Source organism: Sorangium sp. So ce281, from assembly GCF_051527395.1.
In the GTDB taxonomy this organism is placed as follows: Bacteria; Myxococcota_A; Polyangia; order Polyangiales; family Polyangiaceae; genus Sorangium; species Sorangium cellulosum_B.
In genome coordinates this window covers 1,554,501-1,570,525 of sequence record NZ_CP150322.1, presented here as the reverse complement: position 1 = coordinate 1,570,525, position 16,025 = coordinate 1,554,501, and the positions used below count along the sequence as shown (strand labels likewise).

The 16,025-nt window shown below is 72.6% G+C and carries 11 protein-coding genes; 5 read left to right on the top strand and 6 right to left on the bottom strand.

Going from position 1 to position 16,025, the window contains the following annotated elements; all coding sequences use genetic code 11:
* The first annotated feature begins 62 nt into the window (after positions 1 to 62).
* The 4 genes from WMF27_RS05860 (at position 63) to WMF27_RS05845 (ending at position 5,572) form a co-directional block, all read left to right on the top strand.
* Positions 63 to 2,525: a sulfatase-like hydrolase/transferase gene (locus WMF27_RS05860; RefSeq protein WP_437761235.1), complete on the top strand. Its 2,463-nt coding sequence runs from the start codon at positions 63 to 65 to the stop codon at positions 2,523 to 2,525.
* A gap of 18 nt (positions 2,526 to 2,543) precedes the next feature.
* Entirely contained in the window at positions 2,544 to 3,635 is a 1,092-nt protein-coding gene (locus WMF27_RS05855; RefSeq protein WP_437761236.1) for a formylglycine-generating enzyme family protein, read from the top strand.
* A 63-nt stretch (positions 3,636 to 3,698) separates the two neighbouring features.
* Complete coding sequence (locus WMF27_RS05850; protein WP_437761237.1) at positions 3,699 to 4,307, top strand: SH3 domain-containing protein; 609 nt, start codon at positions 3,699 to 3,701, stop codon at positions 4,305 to 4,307.
* A complete protein-coding gene (locus WMF27_RS05845; RefSeq protein WP_437761238.1) occupies positions 4,304 to 5,572 on the top strand; it encodes a guanine deaminase in 1,269 nt (422 codons plus the stop codon). Before WMF27_RS05850 ends, WMF27_RS05845 begins: the two co-directional genes overlap by 4 nt.
* Here the strand turns inward: WMF27_RS05845 and WMF27_RS05840 are convergent.
* The 4 genes from WMF27_RS05840 to WMF27_RS05825 all read right to left on the bottom strand — a co-directional run bounded on the left by WMF27_RS05840 (position 5,563) and on the right by WMF27_RS05825 (position 11,027).
* The gene (locus WMF27_RS05840; protein WP_437761239.1) at positions 5,563 to 5,811 is read right to left on the bottom strand and encodes a hypothetical protein; all 249 of its coding nucleotides are present in this window, start codon (positions 5,809 to 5,811) and stop codon (positions 5,563 to 5,565) included. The genes WMF27_RS05845 and WMF27_RS05840 overlap by 10 nt on opposite strands.
* 130 nt (positions 5,812 to 5,941) lie before the next feature.
* Positions 5,942 to 7,333, bottom strand: a complete 1,392-nt coding sequence (locus WMF27_RS05835; RefSeq protein WP_437761240.1) for a hypothetical protein — start codon at positions 7,331 to 7,333, stop codon at positions 5,942 to 5,944.
* Between the two features lie 360 nt (positions 7,334 to 7,693).
* Positions 7,694 to 9,076, bottom strand: coding sequence for a CCA tRNA nucleotidyltransferase (locus WMF27_RS05830; protein ID WP_437761241.1), 1,383 nt, complete (start codon positions 9,074 to 9,076; stop codon positions 7,694 to 7,696).
* Positions 9,077 to 9,128: 52 nt separating this feature from the next.
* On the bottom strand, positions 9,129 to 11,027 hold the full coding sequence (locus WMF27_RS05825) for a protein kinase domain-containing protein (RefSeq protein ID WP_437761242.1): 1,899 nt from the start codon (positions 11,025 to 11,027) through the stop codon (positions 9,129 to 9,131).
* 207 nt (positions 11,028 to 11,234) lie between these two features.
* Between WMF27_RS05825 and WMF27_RS05820 the strand changes: the two genes are divergently transcribed.
* Positions 11,235 to 12,872, top strand: coding sequence for an ABC transporter permease (locus WMF27_RS05820; protein ID WP_437761243.1), 1,638 nt, complete (start codon positions 11,235 to 11,237; stop codon positions 12,870 to 12,872).
* Between the two features lie 55 nt (positions 12,873 to 12,927).
* On the opposite strand, the gene WMF27_RS05815 is transcribed toward WMF27_RS05820, so the two are convergent.
* Positions 12,928 to 14,106 (bottom strand): hypothetical protein, encoded by a 1,179-nt coding sequence (locus WMF27_RS05815; protein WP_437761244.1) that lies wholly within the window; start codon positions 14,104 to 14,106, stop codon positions 12,928 to 12,930.
* Positions 14,107 to 14,155: 49 nt separating this feature from the next.
* Positions 14,156 to 16,024 (bottom strand): 4Fe-4S binding protein, encoded by a 1,869-nt coding sequence (locus WMF27_RS05810; protein WP_437761245.1) that lies wholly within the window; start codon positions 16,022 to 16,024, stop codon positions 14,156 to 14,158.
* Between the last annotated feature and the right edge of the window lies 1 nt (position 16,025).

Genomic DNA, 16,025 nt, shown 5'->3' with positions numbered 1-16,025 from the left:
CGCGGCCAGGCGCGACAGGCCCTCGCGAGGCGCCCCCGCGGCCCTCCCCCCCCTGTGTGCCCATGATCACCGCCGAACCAGGTCCCCCGCCGCCGCCGAGCGCCGCCGGCTCTCATGACAGCGTCCCGCCGCGATCGCCGAGCGGCCCGCCCGCCCGGCAGAGCGCGCCGCCGGGGAGGTCCGTCCCCCCGCCGGGGCGGCCGGCCCCTCCCCCGCCGCGCCGCAGCGCCTGGACCACCCGCCTCGGCGAGGCCTGCGTGCTCGGCCTCGGCGTCGCCTCGCTCTCCGCCGTGCCGACCGCGCTCCGCACCGCCCGCGCCGGCGCGTCCTTCCTCGACGGGCTCCTCGTCGGGACCGCCGTCCTGCTCCCGCTCGTCACGCTCGCGCTCATCCTCTCGCGCGCGGCGGGCCGCGGCTTCCGCGGCATCGTCGGCGCCGGCGGCCAGCGGCTCGCCGTCCTCCGCGTCGCCCTCTGGATCGGCGTCGCCTTCCCGGTGCTCGCCGCGCTCGCCGCCCTCCTCAAGGCGACGACCCACCACCGGGGCCTCGCCGGCGCGACCTTCGGCGTCCTCGGCCTCGCCGGCGTCGTGGCGGCGGCGCTCGTCACCCAGCGCCTCGTCGCGCTCGGCGATCGCCTCGCCGCCCGCGGCGTGAAGCCGTGGCTCCTCGCCGCCGCCGGCACGGCCATCGGGGTCGTGCCCCTCGTCGCCGCCTTCGCCCCGCTCGCCGCCCACGCGGCCAGCACGACCGGCGACCCCGGAACCGCCGTGCGCGCCGCCATCGTCGACGGCGCCATCGCGCTCGTGGCGACCGCGCTCGTCTCGAGCGTCGACCTCAGCGCGGCCGTCGGCCGCATCGCCGGCGTCGCGGGCGTCCCGCTCGCCGCCCTGGTCCTCATGACCGCGACCGCCCGGATCGAGTCGTTCCCCCCGCTCGGCCAGGCCGTGCGCGCCGGCGGCGGGCTCGCGGCCACCCTCTTCAGCGCGCTCGAGCAGTGGACCGACCGCGACGGCGACGGGATGGGCTCGCACTTCGGCGGCCTCGACTGCGACGAGGGCGATCCCACCCGGTATCACGGCGCACCGGAGACGCCGGGCGACGGCATCGATCAGGACTGCAGCGACGGGGCCCACGAGGGCGCCGCCCCCCTGCCCGCCAGGGCCGTCGCGGGCTCGCCGGCCGGCGCGCAGACGACCGCGGCCGCCGGCGCCCCGCCGGCCGCCGCTTCCGGCGCCCCGCCGGCCGCTCCTGCCGGCGCCACGGCGGCCGCGCACGTGCGCGCCGCCTCCACGCCCGCCGCGCGCGACGAGGGCGGCGCGGTCATCCCGGCCGTCCTGACCAAGACCATCTCCCCCGCCGGGACCACGCCCGCATCCCCCGCGCCCGCCGCCGCGCCGACGCGCCCCGACGTCCTCCTCGTCACGCTCGACACGGTCCGCGCCGACCACACGTCGGCCTACGGCTACGGCCGCGACACCAGCCCGCGGCTCGCCGCGCTCGCGGCCCGCGGCGTGCTGTTCGAGCGCGCCTACGCCGCCTCGAGCGAGACGCAGCGGGCCATCTCGCCGCTCGTCACCGGCCGCCGCCTCAACCGAGCGGCGCGCGACCGCCGCGAGTGGCCCACGCTGCTGCCCGAGAACGACACCCTCGCGGAGCGCATGAAGCGCGCCGGCTACCTCACCGCCGCGGTCAGCTCGTTCACGTGGATCAGCCAGGAGCGCGGCTTCGATCAAGGGTTCGACCGCTTCGAGACCGTCTACGGCGACGCCCACCCGGAGCGCGAGGCGACAGGCCACCTCGCGGTCGAGAAGGCCATCGCGCTCCTCGAGGGGGTTGCCCAGCGCACCCAGCCGATCTTCCTCTGGCTCCACCTCTTCGACGCCCACGAGCGCTACCTCGCCCACCCCGGCATCCGCTTCGGCTCCGGCAGGACCGCCGCCTACGACGGCGAGATCGCCTATGTCGACCGGCAGCTCGGCGCCCTGCTCGACGCCGTGGCGAGGGGCCCCCGCGCCGGCCGCACGGCGATCATCGTCCACGGCTCGCAGGGCGAGGGACTCGGCGAGCACGGCCCCGTGGGGCACGGCGTCGAGCTCTACGAGGAGGCGATCCGCGTCCCCCTCGTCATCGCCCTCCCCGGCGCCGCGCCGGGCCGCTACCCGCATCCGGTGAGCACGGTCGACATCGCGCCCACCGTCCTCGACGTCGGCGGCGCGGAGGCCACGGCCGTCGAAGGCGCCTCCCTGGCCGCGATCGCCGCCGGCCATGGCCAGGGCGACCGCGCACCCCGAGGGCCGGTGTTCGCGCGCACCGCCCGCCGCGCCGCGGTCATCGACGGGCAGCTCAAGCTCCTCGTGATCGAGCGGAAGCAGAAGCGGAAGCGGAAGCAGCAGGACCGCCTGCTCCTCTTCGATCTCGGGAGTGATCCCCGGGAGACCCGCGACCTGTCCGGCGAGCGGCGCTTCGAGGCCGACCTCGGGCGGCTCCGCGAAAAGTTGTCTGCCTTCGAGTCTGCCTCGCAGTAGAGTTTACTGCGAGGGATCATGCACCGACTCGCCCCTTCGACGCGGAAGCCCGCGCCCCCCCGCGCGAGGGCGCTTCGCGCCGCCGTCGCCGTCGGCTTCGCGCTGGGCCTCGCCTCGCTCGCGCTGCTCGTTGTGCGGCTCGCGGACGCGCCGTCGGTGCCGCTGACGCTCGGCGCGGGCGCCATCACGGGCTCGCTGCCGCGGCGCCTCCGGTTCGAGTGGCGCCTCGTGCGCGATCGCCACTGGCAGATCGCCTCGTCGCCTGCCGAGTCGCGCGAGGCCACCGACCAGATCGAGGGCACCCGCGGCACCTGCCCGACGGGCATGGTCGAGGTCTCCGGCCTCATGAAGCTCGACCCCGCCCCGAAGGCCCAGGGCGACCTGCGCTCCATCGACGAGATGCAGCGGACCACCTGCAAGCACTGGATCAGCAGGGACTACCCCGAGCGGTGCGCGGAGTTCGATCGCGAGAAGTGGCTCTCGATGTCGAAGGACCTCGACACGAAGCCGATGCACTTCTGCATGGATCGCTACGAGTACCCCAACCAGAAGGGCGTCTATCCGTTCATCCTCGTCTCGTTCTACGAGGCGAGCGAGCTCTGCGCCGAGGAGGGCAAGCGCCTCTGCGACGAGGCCGAGTGGACGTTCGCCTGCGAGGGCGAGGAGGCGCGCCCCTACCCCTACGGTTACGTCCGCGAGCCTGAAGCGTGCGTCGTCGATCAGGCATGGCGGCCGTACATCGAGACCGCGCTGCGCCCGCGGGGCGGCCCCGCGGCCATGGCCGAGATGGACCGGCTCTGGCAGGGCATGGCGGCGGGCGCCCAGCCGCGCTGCCGGAGCCCCTTCGGCGTCTACGACATGACCGGCAACATCGATGAGTGGACCCGCTCCGTCCGCGAGGGCGAGCGCCCCTCCATCCTGAAGGGCGGCTACTGGGGCCCTGTCCGCACGCGCTGCCGCCCCTCGACCCGCTCGCACGACGAGAACCACATGTTCTACCAGCAGGGCTTCCGCTGCTGCGCGGACCACGGCGCCACGATCGGCGTCCCCGCGGAGCGCGCCGTCTCCGGCGATCCCGCCGCCGCCCCGCTGCCGCGCGAGCTCCGCTGACGCGCTCGCCGCGCGCCGCCGCGCAGTCGACCGCGCTCGCCACAGCGCGTATCCTCTGCGCTGATGGACCACCCCCCCGCCGGACAGGGCGCCTCGCCTGGCCCCCGCGACGTGCGCGCCGAGCACGCCGGCACGCGCCTCGCTGCCCGGGCGGAGCCGCCGGGCGCCGCGCCGGCCCCGCCGCGCGCGCGCCAGCTCGATCGGCTGACCGGGCTCGCGCTCCTCGCCGCCGCCGCCGTCGTGCTGCTCCCGGCGGCGCCGGTCGTGTTCCGGGCGGTCGCCGGCGATCGCGCGCCGGCGCAGAGCGCTGGCCGGTTCGCGCACCTCCTCGACGGGCGCTCCCCGGCGGACCGGCGCGCGCAGGTCCACCCTCGTTTCCCGTTCGACGACGATCCAGGCTCCGACGAGCGGCCATCCCTTCACGACGACGGCCCTGCCTTCGACGACGAGGAGGACCCGGGCGGGCCTGCGCGCCTCCAGGCGGGCATCGCCTCGCGCGGCATCACGCTGCTCGACGAGCCGCGGGCGGACGGCACCCGGGTCGGCGCCATCGCCGCGGGCGAGATCGTGATGATCGTGCGCGAGTCGGGCGCGTGGGCCCTCGTCATGAAGAACGGCGGGGGCGAGCTGCTCATGGGCTGGGCCCGCCGGAGCGAGATCGCCATCCGATGAGCGCGCGGCCGCCGGAGTCGCCGCGCGCCTACCGCGGTCGCCTGCTCACCCCCATCCCCGCGTCGCCGGACGGCGCTCGGGTCCGCACCATCGACGACGCGCTGCTCGTGGTCGGCAGCGACGGTCGGATCGCCCATGCAGCGCCGTTCGCCCCGGGCGCGTTTCGCGGGCCGGTGCTCGACCTGCGGCCTGCGGTGTTGATGCCGGGCTTCATCGACGCGCACGTCCATTTCCCGCAGACGCGCATCATCGGCAGCGCCAGCGGCCCGCTGCTCGACTGGCTCGAGCGGTCGGTCTTCCCCGAGGAGGCCCGCTTCCGCGACGAGGCCTATGCCACGCGCGTCGCCGGCGAGTTCACGGGCCGGCTGCTCGCGTCGGGCACGACCACCTGCGCCGTCTTCTCCAGCTCGTGCGCCGGCGCGACCGACCGGCTGTTCCGCGCCCTGCTGGCCGCCGGCTTGCGCGGCATCGCCGGCCTCACGCTCATGGACCAGAGCTGCCCGGAGGCGCTCCGCGTCCCTCGCGACGAGGCCATCCCCGCCGCCCGTGATCTCGTGCAGCGCTGGCACGGCGAGGGCGGCGGCCTCCTCGAGTTCGCGATCACCCCCCGCTTTGCCCCGAGCTGCTCCCGTCCCTTGATGGAGGCGGCCGCGCGGCTCGCCCGCGATCACGGCCTCCTCGTCCAGACGCACGTCGCCGAGAACCCGGCCGAGGGCGAGGCCACGTTGCGCGCGCACCCCTGGGCGCGCGACTACGTCGACGTCTACGACCGCGTCGGCCTGCTCACCGGGCGCGCCCTGCTCGCGCATGCCATTCACCTCTCGCCGCGCGAGTGGGACCGCCTCGCGGAGACGGGCTCCTCGGTCGTCCACTGCCCCGACTCGAACTTCTTCCTGGGCAGCGGCCGCATGCGCCTCGCCGACGCGCGCGCGCGCGCGGTCCCGGTCGGGCTGGGCAGCGACGTCGGCGCCGGCCGCAGCTTCGACATGCGCCGCAGCATGTCGAGCGCCTTCGACAACGCCCTCTGCCTCGGCGACCGCCTGACCCCGGCGGATCTCTTCGTCATGGCCACGCAGGGCACCGCCGACGCCGTCGGCCTGGGCCACGTCGTCGGCAGCCTCGACGCCGGCAAGGAGGCGGACTTCATCGCCGTGCGTTTCCCCGAGCACGTGCTCGGCGAGGCCGAGACGCTGAACCACCTCGTCTTCGCGTCCGACGCGACCGTCCAGCGCGCGTTCGTGCGCGGCCGGCCAGTCTACCCCTGACCGGTCCCCCGCTCGTCCTCGGCGGCCTCGTAGACCTCGAGCTCCCAGACGAGGATCTCGAAATCTCGCCGCAGGATGTACCGTGCGCCGTCGTCCCCGCGCACCTTGAAGTAGAGGTGATCGCCCCCGGGCCACCGGTCGAGGATCTCCGTCACCCGCACGCGGCGCTCCCCCAGGGTGACCGCCTCGGGCTCTTCGCTCCCGCCGTGGCCGGCACGGCACGCCACATCGACCCGCATCTGCCTCTCGCGCAGGGTAGCAGGCGCGGGCGCCTGGCTCCCGCGATCCCTCCAGGGAGAGGGCTCGCTCGGCCGGACGCCCCGAAGTGGCGGCGCTCCCGGGGTGCCGCGCCCGGGAGCGCCTCCTCGCTCAGTCCGGGGTGACCGAACAGCCGTAGAGCAGCTCCATGCCCGCGGTGTTGTCCTGCGCCGCCATGGCGCACGTGTCCTCGCACAGCTTGATCTGCCCCTCCTCGATGTAGAAGGACGAGGTCGCCCCGGCGCACTCCTCGAGGCTCTTCACCTGGGAGAAGGTCTTCTTCTGCCCGCCGTCGCTCGGCGTGAACTCGATCTGCACCGTCTTCAGGTCGATCGAGTGCCCGTCCGGCGCCGTGGGCACCTCGACCTCGCACGACAGCTTGGCGCCCGAGATCACGCTGTCTGCGATGGCCTGGAACACCGCATCGTAGGTGGCGTGCTGCTGGATCGGGTATCTCAGCCCGCCGGTCATGACGCTGAGGACCTGATAGGTCGTCCCGGGATCGACCGAGTCTGGCCGGCACTGCTCCCAGGTGGCTGGCGCCTCCGGCGGCCAGGGGGCGGTGATTGGGTCGTTCTCCTTGATGCCCACGAAGCTGAAGAACTTGTAGTTGCGCGCGTCCTTCGAGCCGAAGAACTCCGGCGCGACCGCCATGAGGGCCGCGTCGAAGGTCTCTGCCGAGCTGGTGCCGCCGGCGACGTTCTTGTTCGCAGGCTCATCATCGTCGAGGTCGTAAAGCTTGATGTCAGCCCCCTCCTCGAAGACCGCCTTGTCCGCGCCGAGCGACTTCGTCGTGCAGTCGACGCCGTCATCGGTGATCTCGACGAACACCTTGAGCGAGTCCTCCCGCAGCCACTGCGACCACCCGGGTGACATGGTCTCTCCCCTGGGCTGGATCGCGCCCTTCAGCGTGTCGATCGCCATGCAGAGCGAGTCGAGGCTGCTGATATCCAGGTTGTACTGGTAGAAGTGCGGCGGATTGGTGTTCGGGGCCGACGGGACCGGCGAGCAGCTCCCGCTGCCGAGCGGCGCCTCGATGCAGACCGACTGCTCCACGTCCGAGCTGCCGTGCCTCGAGAGCATGATGACGCGGAAATCGATCTTGCTCGCCGCGATGATCGAGGCGAAGTTCTGGTTGATGTTCCGCTGGACGCTGTTGATCTCGTCCTTCATGCTCTCCGAGTTGTCGATGATGAAGATGATGTCGGCCGGGCGCTGCTGGTAATCGGCCTGCAATCGGGTCGCGACGCACGCCGTATCGCCATTGAGCGACGCGTCCTTGTCCCCGGTCCCTGCGTCGACATCGAACTCACCGCCGTTCCCGAGCCCGCTCCCGGACGTCTCGCCGCTGCTGCCGCTGCCGCCGCTGCCGCTGCCGCTGCCAGAGCCGCTATTGCCGGGGTTCGCCTCACCACCCCCGCCGGAGCACCCACCGATGGCTGCCGCCGCCGCAAGCAAACCCAGACCAACCAGCCCAACAAGCGTCTTCGTCGAGAGCTTCAAAATGACCTCCAGATTGGGGAACGCGACAATGCGCAGCGACGGATGTTACCAGACTCACGTCCCGGTGGACGCGATCGACATGAAATAATCTAGACCGACATGAGGTAGACAACCGACCACCGTTGTCGGTCCAGGTACCTTGTCCACGACCGTTCGACTCGCCCTCTGGGACAGGCTCACCAAAGGAGCGAGGACATGGCCGAGGGCGGGTGAACCGGAGCGCCGCACGACACGTCGGCCCCGGGGCAGCCCTGCGAGACCACCCTCGGGTACACGCAGCGAGCGCGGCGCACAGCCATCCTGACGTCTCCCCTCGGCCGCTCGGCGACGTGAATCGCAACTTTGCGGCGGGGGGAAGCGCTAGACTGCGCTCTTCGAGGCAACGAGCTCGCGCGCCGCCGCGAGCAGGCGCTCGGGCGTGTTCGCCTCGGGCTCTTCGGTGACGAGCTCGACGAGGCGCTCCAGGAGCTCGCCGACGAGCCGGCTCGGCGGAATGCCGAGCTCCTTCATCAATCGATTGCCGTTCACGGCGAGATCCTTGGCGGAGAGCGCCGCGCCCGCGGCGAGCAGCGCGTCCACGCGCTCCCGGAGCCGCCCGATCGTGGCGATGTCCTCGGTCGCCTCGCGCCCCTTGCCGAGCGCGTCGGCGACGCCGATCTCGTAGAGATCCGGCGCCAGCGCCGGGGTCACCCGGCGCAGCCAGCGGCGCACCGCGGCGTCCGTCCAGGTGTCGTCGTAGCAGATCAGGTGGTGTCGGATGAGCGCCACGATCCGCGCGCGCTCGTCGTTCGAGAAGCGGAGCCGCGTGAGGATCGGGTCGGCCATCTCGGCCCCGACCCGCTCGTGCTCGTAGAACGTGTAGTCCCTCGTCTTCTCGGAGAACTCGCGCGTCCTCGGCTTCCCGATGTCGTGCATCAGCGCCGCCACGCGGAGGATCGGCTCGGGCTTGCACGCGTCGAGGCAGGCCATCGCGTGCCCCCACACGTCGTAGGCGTGCCATCGGTTCTGGTCGCACCCGACCGACTCGATCATCTCCGGGCAGGTGATCGCCAGCAGCTCCGTCCGGCGCATGATCTCGAACGCCACGCTCGGGCGGCGCGCGCGCATCGCCTTCAGCCACTCGTCGCGCACCCGCTCCGCGCTCACGCAGCGGAACGTCTGGTGCGACCGCGCGGTGCCCATCGCGCGCTCGGTCTCCGGGTCCAGCGCGCCCTCCAGCGTCGCCGCGAAGCGCGCCGCGCGCAGCACCCGCAGCCCGTCCTCGGCGAACCGCTCGCCCGGATCCCCGACCGCGCGGATGATCTTCGCCTCGAGATCCCTTTGCCCGCCGAACGGATCGATGAGGTGCCCGTCCACCGGATCGATCGCGATGGCGTTCATGGTGAAGTCCCGCCGCGCGAGATCGGCGGTGATGTCGTCCACGAACTCGACCCGGTCCGGCCGCCTGCCGTCGCTGTAGGTCCCGTCGCCGCGCAGGGTCGTGACCTCGTACGGCACGCCGCGCACGAGGACGGTCACCGTCCCGTGCTGGATCCCGGTCGGGATCACCTTCCGGAACGCGGCCACGACCTCCTCCGGCCGCGCGTCGGTCGCGACGTCCCAGTCCTTGGCGTCCTGCCCGCGGAGCAGGTCGCGCACGCAGCCGCCCACGATCCAGCCGCGCTTGCCGCGCTCGCGGAGGCGGCGACAGATGCCGAGCACGTCCTCGGGGACGGCCTCGATGAGGTGATCGATCCGGGTCACGCCTGCGGCTTATCACGGGGCACGGCGAGCAGGGCCCCCGCCGAGCGCACGCTCACTTCTTCGGGTGAGCCCAGGGGTCCCGGACATCCGGGTTCTTGGGGGTCCGGGCCGTCGGCACCGCCGGCGGCCGTCCCGCCCCGGGCCTCGTCCTGGGACCGCTCTTCTCGTCGGCCTCGAGCTTCACGAGCTTGCTCGGCTCGGTGCCGTCGAGCACCACCGTGCTGGGCTGGTACCCCTCGGCCCGGATGTCGATCGTGACCGTCTGCCCGTGCTCCACGTCGATGCTCGCCGGCAGCTTCAGCTCCACGCCGTTGCGGTAGCCGACCGCCGTCTCCGGCACCGCGGCCAGCGCCACCACCGTCTTCTGGACCGGCGGCGGCTCGGGGGGCGCCGGCTTGGCGGGCGCCTCGACCGGCGGCCTCTGCGCCTTCTGGGCGTTGTCCCTGGCCGACCCGCTCGCGCCGATGACGAAGATCGCCGTCACGATCCCCACCGCGGCCGCCGCCCCGGCGACCCACACGTAGCGGGGCCAAGGCGAGCGCGGGGGCGACGGCGGCGTCGCGGGGACGATCACCTTCGAGGTCTTGAAGTAATCGTGCGGCACGTTGAAGCCGCCCGAGCGCGCCATCATCTCCGCGACCGCGCCCGGCACGCCCCCGCACTTCACCTGCTCGAGGTCGGCGTGGAGATCGCTCATCGTCTGGTAGCGCGACTCCGGCTTCTTGGAGAGGCACTTCAGGATCACCGCCTCGAGCCCGGGCGGGCAGTCGGGGCCGCCGACGAGCGCGCGGATGGGGACCGGCGCCTTGTACATGTGCTGCGTCAGGATCCCCATGAAGTTGTCGGCGTTGAACGGGAGCTGGCGGCTCACGAGCTCGTAGAGCATCACGCCGAGCGAGTAGATGTCGGTCCGGTGATCGATGGGCGCCCCCGCGGCCTGCTCCGGGGACATGTAGTGCGGCGTCCCGAACACCGCGCCGGCGCGCGTCAGCTTGGTCGTCGTGCTCGTCGACACCTTCGCGATCCCGAAGTCGAGGATCTTCACGAAGTTCGGATCGCTGCCGCGGGCGACCACGAAGACGTTGTCCGGCTTGAGATCGCGGTGGATGATGCCGGCGTCGTGCGCGGCGGCGAGCCCCGCGGACAGCTGCATCGCGATGTGACAGATGCGCTCCATCGGCAGCTCGTTCGGCGAGTCGATGAGCTGCGCCAGGCTCACGCCTTCCAGGTACTCCATGACGAAGTACGTGGAGCCGTCCGGCAGGTCGCCGAAATCGGAGATGTCCACGATGTGCGGGTTGCCGATGCTCGACGCGGAGCGGGCCTCCTGCACGAAGCGCTCGAAGATCTCGCGGTCCCTGGCGAGCTCCGCGCGGAGCACCTTCACCGCGACGCGCTTGTCGATGACCTTGTGGCGGGCGAGGTAGACGAACCCCATCCCGCCCTCGCCGAGCAGCCGCTCGATCTTGTACCGGTGGTCGAAGGTCGTCCCGATGTAAGGGTCCTTGGCGCCCGGCGGCCGCCGCTCGCGCGGCTCGACCTCGTCGGGCGGCGGGATCTCCAGGGAAGGCTCCCCCTCGCTGATCGGCGCCGGGCTCGTCCGCCCGCTGATCTCGTCACTGTCGGGCTCGCTCTGCCGCCCGAACCGCGGGGCCATCTGGCGCAGCGGCGGCGGCGCCCGGAAGCTCGGCGGCACCTCGCTCGCGGGCCCCTCGACCCACCCTGCCCTGGAGGGCCTCGACGAAGGCCGGAGCTCGACCTCCACCGGCACGTCGTCGTCGGCGCCGCTCGGCGCCACGGAGGAGGGAGCGAACGCGGCCGCGACACCGGACGAGCGGGGACCGCCCGCTGCGCTCTCGGGGCGCGACGGGGGCGCCTCCTCGAGCGCGCCTTCCTCGGCGTTGAAGACCCTGCTGCGCGCGGTGTGGTGCTCGTTTTTGGTGGCGCTCATGAAAGGCTCGCGGGCAGAAGTGCACGCCACATGCCGGCAGCTGCGACAGGGTTGGATTCTAGCAGGCGTTCGGTCCGGGAAGCGAGATCATGCGGACCCCGCGCGCGAAAGGCCACGGCGAGCGCGCGTCGACCGTATGTCGGCCCGCCGCCGACGATCGCGGCCCAGCGTGCCGCGCGCGCGGCGTTCTGCTAGGAGGGCACCGCGATGAGCTACCCTATCGAGGTCGCGCTGCGATATCTCGGCTCCAAGAAGCGGGCGTTCATCTCGGTCGGCACCACGTTCGCGATCCTCGGGGTCGCGCTCGGGGTCGCGGCGCTCGCGACCGTGATGAGCGTGACCGGGGGCTTTCAGGCGGAGTTCCGCGAGAAGGTCCTGGGCGTCAACGCGCACGTCCTGGTGATCAAGTACTCGACGGACTTCCGTGAGTACCGCTCGATCATGGAGCAGGTCTCCAAGGTTCCCGGCGTCGTCGGCGTCGCGCCGTTCAGCATCAACCCCATGATGCTGACGCACGGCGACGCGACGGCGACCGGCGTCCTGGTCAAGGGGGTCGACCCGGCCAGGAGCCTCGGCGTGGGCGCCGAGGGCGCCTCCACGGCCGTGCTCGACCTGCCCCGTCACATCCTCCCGGGCGGCGATCTCACCGGGCTGCGGCGCCCCGGCTCGAAGCCCGCCGAGCGCGCCGTGCCGTCGTTGCCCGAGGTCCCCCTCCTGGAGCCGGACGCCGGCGCGCGGGGCGCGCTCGCGCCGGACGCGGGCGCCGAGCTCGATCTGCTGAAGGCCTACGAGGCGCGGATCCTCGAGGACGAGCGCGCCGCGGCCGCGCGCGACGCCGCGCTCGCGCCCCCGACGCCGCGCGCGGCCGAGGCCGAAGGCGCGCCGGGCGCCGGGGCCGAGGAGGCGGAGGTCGCGCTCGACGAGGGCGCCCCGCGGGGCGCGATCGAGCCGCAAGGCGGCTATGGCAGCGTTCTCCCGGAGGACGACGAGCTGCCGCCCGACGTCGATCCGGACCCCTGCGCCGACAAGGAGCAGATCGCCAGGATGCCGGGCATCGTGATCGGCGCCGCGCTGGCGAAGAACCTGTCGCTCGACCTCGGCCAGTGCGTCACCGTCACCTCGCCCACGATCGGCTTCTCGTTCGCGAACGGCGCCATCAAGCCGCCGGTCGCCAAGCGATTCCGGGTCATCGCGATCTTCGAGGCCGGCTTCGAGCAGTACGACACCAAGCTGGCGTACGCCGATCTCTACGAGACGCAGGCGTTCTACGACCAGGGCGACACGGTGACCGGCGTCGAGATGAAGGTCGACGACATCGACGACGCGAGCGGCATCGCGCGCGAGATCAGCAAGCTCCTCGGCAGCGGGCTCTATTACACGATGGACTGGGAGGAGCTGAACCACGGGCTCTTCACGGCGCTGCGCATCCAGCAGATCGGCATGAGCGCGGTGCTGGCGCTCATCATCGTGGTCGCCGCGTTCACGGTGATCGCGACGCTGATCATGGTGGTGCTCGACAAGAAGAAGGAGATCGCGGTCCTCAAGGCGATGGGCGCGACGGACGGCGCCGTCCTGCGCATCTTCCTCTACCAGGGCGGGATCATCGGCGTCGCGGGCACCACGCTGGGCCTCTTGCTCGGCGTGGCGGTGTGCAAGGGGCTCCTGGTGTACGGCTTCCCGCTCGACCCGAAGGTCTATTTCATCTCCCGCCTCCCCGTCCAGGCGCGCCCGCAGGAGTTCATCATCACGGGCTGCATCGCCATCCTCATCTGCCTCGCCGCCACGATCGTGCCCAGCCTCTACGCCGCGCGCCTCCGCCCCGCCGAGGGCTTCCGCGCGCAGTGAGCCCTTACCTACCCACGCGGCTGCAGGCCCGAGGTGGGCCTGCTCGCCGCGCCGCCTACCGCCGAGAGGCGGCGTAGAGCTTCTGCTGCCCGTCCCTGTCGGACGCCAGGTAGAGCGTGCACTCGTCCGGGGACAGCGACGGCGTCATGACGGCGACGCTCGGGCTCAGGTTCGGCAGCAGCATCCTCGCCGGCTGATCGTCCACGGGCAGCCCGTCGTCGCCGAGCGCCACGTAGAAGCTCCGCAGCACCGACGCCGTCTCGCACTCGCCGCGCGCGCTGTAGGGCGCCTGGAAGAAGAGCAGGCGGCCGTCGGGCGTCACCCACGGGGCGAGGTCGTCTCCCCGCGCCGGGCAGTCGCCTGGCAGGTGGATGTCGAGCACCTGCACCTCCGCGTCCTCCGCGCGCTTCGTGACGAGCCGGCTCGTGGTACCGCCGGCGTCCTGGTGCCTGTTCATGAACCAGTACCGGTAGGAGGGCCGCTGCCCGTGGGCGACCGCCACCGAGCGGCTCCCCCCGTCCGGGGTGAGCGCGGGGAGCGCGTCCGCCTGGGTCGCCTCCAGCCCATCCGCGACGAACAGCTGCGGGAAGCTGCCCGGCGCCGTGAGGAGGCGATCGAAGAGCAGCGAGCCCGCGGGGAAGCCGCCCCGCGGCGAGGGCGCGTCCAGGGGCAGGAGCAGCGGGCCCGACTCCTGGCCTTCGGCGTCGTCGACGAGGAAGTTGGAGACGACCTCGCCAGCCGTCCAGGGCCGCCCGGTGGCCGTGGCGATCTTCGTGTCGTCCGAGCCGAACTTCGCGGTGTAGACGAGCCGGAGCGTCGCCTCGCCCTCTCCGGGCTCCGCGCGCACGCGCGGGAACGCGGGCGTCGCCCCCACCACCTCTATCTCCGAGAGCGCGCCGAACGACAGCGCGCGGCCGCGGGCCGCGCAGGAGACGCACGTCTCGCTGGCCGTGCAGAACTCCCCGTCCCTGCACGCGCCGCACCCGCCCTCGCCGCCCCCGCCCGACGCGGCGGACGACGAGGCCGAGCCCCCGCCTCCCCCGCTGCCCCCGCCCCCGTCGCCGCCCTCGCCGCCGGCGCCGCCCTCGCCGCCAGCGCCGCCCTCGCCGCCGCTCGACGACGTGGACGTGGCGCTCGCTCCGGCCGCCGTGAACCGCTCGCCGCAGCCGGCGAGCGCCGCGAGCGCCAGCTGCGCGGCGAGCGAGAAGGTTCCGTAGAAGCGAAGCGTGCGCACCCGAGCTGCCTCCTGTCGTGGTCCCGCCGCGCGGAGCCGGCGTGCGCGGTCAAGACGCCTTGTTGTAGTCCGTGTCCTCGAGAAGGATGACGTTCGTCTTCGAGCGGGTCTCGCCGACGCTGGTCACGTAGACCGCGGGCTTGTCCTGCACCGGACACACCTTCTCGCACGCGCCGCAGCCGATGCACAGCGACGGATCGACGTGCGGACGCTGCACGTGGACCATCTTCATCGGCGGCTCCTTGCCGTGCTCGGCCGCCACCGGCTCGCGCTTCGGGATGTCGACCTCCTCGACCCAGATCGCCTTGGGCGACGTCGGGCAGAACTCCTCGCAGACGATGCACGGCACGCTCATCGACCACGGCAGGCAGCGCCCCTGATCGTAGAACGCGGTGCCGATCGAGATCGGCTTCTGGCCGACGCCCATCTTCTGCTCCTCGGTGATCTTCTGGATCGCTCCGGTCGGGCAGACGTCGCCGCAGAGGACGCAGGAGTGCTCGCAGTACCCGATGCGCGGGATGACGATCGGCGTCCAGAGCCCCTCGATGCCCGCCTCGAAGAACGCGGGGTGGATCGCGTTGTTCGGGCAGACCTTCATGCACTCGGCGCACCGGATGCAGCGCTCCAGGAACTCGCGCTCCTCGACCGAGCCCGGCGGCCGGATCACGCGGTGGTCGTAGTTCGCGTCGAGCACGTCGGCGATGCGCGCCGTCGGGATGATCACCGCGCCGGCGGCGGCGGTCGCGAGGGCGGTGCGGCGGCCCGTGTCGGGCGTCACGAGGGCGCTCTTCCGGTTCGGCAGGAAGCGGAACTTGATGACGTCCTCGGGGCAGGCGCTCTCGCAGTTGAGGCACATGTGGCACTCGTCCTGCCGCCACTTCACCCCGCCCTGGGGCGAGTCGGCGCCCTGGCAGTGCACGAGGCACAGGTTGCAGTCGGTGCACTTCGCGTGATCCTTCTGCATCCCGAAGAGCGCGAAGCGCGCGAACACGCCGAGGAACGCGCCGAGCGGGCAGAGCACGCGGCACCAGAACCGCGGGATGAACCGGTTCATGAACAGGATCGCGACGAACAGGATCCCGACGAACCACGTGTGGTGGAAGTAGAACTGCTTCGTCTGCCACACGCTCGCGGCCAGGAAATCCTGCGCGTGATCCGCGACGAGCTGCACCGGCCGGCTCCCGGTCGTGGCCGCCGAGCCGGTCACCACGGCGGCGACGTACTGCGCGGCCGGGATGACGGCGAGGCCGATGGCCCGGACCGCCACGCAGATCGGATCGAACAGCCCGCCGATCACGCTGCCGGTCGCGCTCGCCGCGAGGAAGGCGTACATCAGGTAGTACTTCACCCGCTGCCGCGTATACGTCTTGTTCGCCTCGACGCGCTTGCCGCCCTTGCCGTAGCGCGACGGGAAGATCCACCCGAAGACATGGTGGAGGGTGCCGAAGGGGCAGATCCAGCCGCAGAACACGCGCCCGAAGACGAGCGTCAGCGCGAGGATCCCGAGCGACCAGAGCAGGCCGCGGTAGACGGTGTGCGTCGAGAGCAGGGTCATCGCGCCGACGAACGGGTCGGCGAGGAGGAAGCCCTCGACGGGGAGCGGCAGGCGCACGCGCGTCTCGGCGGAGGCGAACGAGCCGCGGAAGCCCGTCTGGAACAGGAAGTAGAGGAACAGCCCGAGGCAGCCGGCCTGCACGGCGCGGCGCACCCAGACGAGCACCTGGATCACCTTGCGCGCCGGCAGCCCCGAGCCGGCCCGGCGCTTCGGGGCGGGCCGGACGATGGCGCCGGCCTTGCGCAACGTGCGCAACGTGCGCAACAACGCACCCCGGCGGGCCTCCTTCGCGGGCGCCACGGCCGCTCCTGCCGCCGGTTCACGGTGCGCCGGCGCGGCCGGTGTCGGATCGAGGTTTGCCATG